Annotated in this window: 1 protein-coding gene; it reads right to left on the bottom strand. The window is 77.1% G+C overall.

What is annotated here, in order from left to right:
• Positions 1-1,474 (bottom strand): hypothetical protein (locus OZN99_RS31380; protein WP_270939114.1); only part of this gene is annotated, 1,474 nt, incomplete at both ends.

The following is a 1,474-nucleotide window of genomic DNA, read 5'->3' as shown; positions in this document are numbered from 1 at the left end:
GTCAGCGCGGTGGCGCGCAGCAGGTCGGTGGCGACGGCGCCGCCCGCGCCCTGCAGCAGGCTGCCGCCGGCCAGCAGCACGACCTCCGGCGCGGCGACGCGGCCGGTGAGCGTCAGCGTGCCCAGCGTGGCCAGCGCGAAGCCGGTGTCGCCGCCCGACTCGCCCAGCCGCGCCACCTCGTTCAACGGATCCTGCAGCAGCACCGCGCCGCCGGTGGCCTGCGCCCGCAGCGTGCCGGCCAGAACCAGCGCATCGGTCAGCTGCTCCAGGTTGCCCGTGGCGGCCAGCGTCACCTCCGGTGCCTGCACCACGCCGTCCAGCAGCAGGCTGCGCCCGGCATCCAGCACCAGCGCGTCGCGCGCCGAGCCGGCCAGCCGCGTCACCTCGTTCCCCGCTCCGCCGAGCCGCACCGACCCGCCGGGTGCCGCGACCACGAGAGTCCCGGCGATCACCCGCCCGCCGCCGGCCTGCGTCAGGTCGCCGGCATCGAGCGTCAGCCGCACCGTGGCGTCGCTGCCGTTCAGCGTGCCGGCCAGGTCCAGCGCGCCGCCGTTGCGCAGCGCCAGGCCGCCCGTGGCGGTGGTGTCGCCCAGCGCATCGATCGCGTTGCCCGCGCCCTCCAGCGCGACCGGCGCGAAGGGCGATTCCAGCAGCAGCGTCCCGGCCGCGATCCCGGCACCCGATCCGGCCTGCGTGATCCCCTCGGCGCCCAGCGCCACCAGTTCCACGGTGCCCGCGGCGAGCGGCGCGAAGAGCGCGATGCCCTCGCGCGAGGTCAGCCGGATCGCGGCGGCCTCCACCCGCGCATCCACCGACAGCCGCTCGGTGGTGGCGATATCGAAGCGGCCGGCCGCGAAGCCGCCATCCAGCGCGCGGATCGCGTTGCCGCTGGCCTCCAGCCGCACCGCGCCGGCGCGGCTTTCGGCGAAGAGCGTGGTCGCCGCGATGCGTCCGGCCTCGGTCTGGCCGATGTCGCCGGCGGTGGTCAGGCGCAGGTCGCCCAGCACCGAAAGCGGCGCCTCCACCGAGATGCCGTCGCCGGGCGCCGCGGTGGCGTTGGTGGTTGCCAGCGTCAGCGGCCCGACGCTGCGGTCCACCGCCGCCAGCACGCGGATGCCGCGCTCCGCCTCCACGGTGAAGTGGCCCTCCGTCTCGCTGACGAGGCTCGCCGCGATCTCGCCATCGGCGCCCGGCGTCTCGACGATGCGGACTTCCTCCGGGTCCAGCAGCACGCGGCCGCCGGGCCCGGTCTCGATCGTGCCATCGACCAGCAGCGCGCGCTTCGCGGAGACCTCGACCTCGCCGCCCGGGCCGGCGCCCGCGCCGCGGACGGAGATTCGGCCGCGCATCTCCGTGCGGTCCTGCGCGTGCACGATGACGCGCCCGCCCGGCCCGGCCCGCGTGGCATCCGCGCGGATCGTCGCGCCCTGCGCCACGGTGGTGCGCGCCGAGAGCGCCTGCGGCGCGCGCACCT

The sequence above is a fragment of the Falsiroseomonas oryzae genome (assembly GCF_027856955.1).
In the GTDB taxonomy this organism is placed as follows: Bacteria; Pseudomonadota; Alphaproteobacteria; order Acetobacterales; family Acetobacteraceae; genus Falsiroseomonas; species Falsiroseomonas oryzae.
The sequence above is the reverse complement of the archived record's forward strand: the minus strand, read 5'-3'. Positions and strand labels throughout refer to the sequence as shown.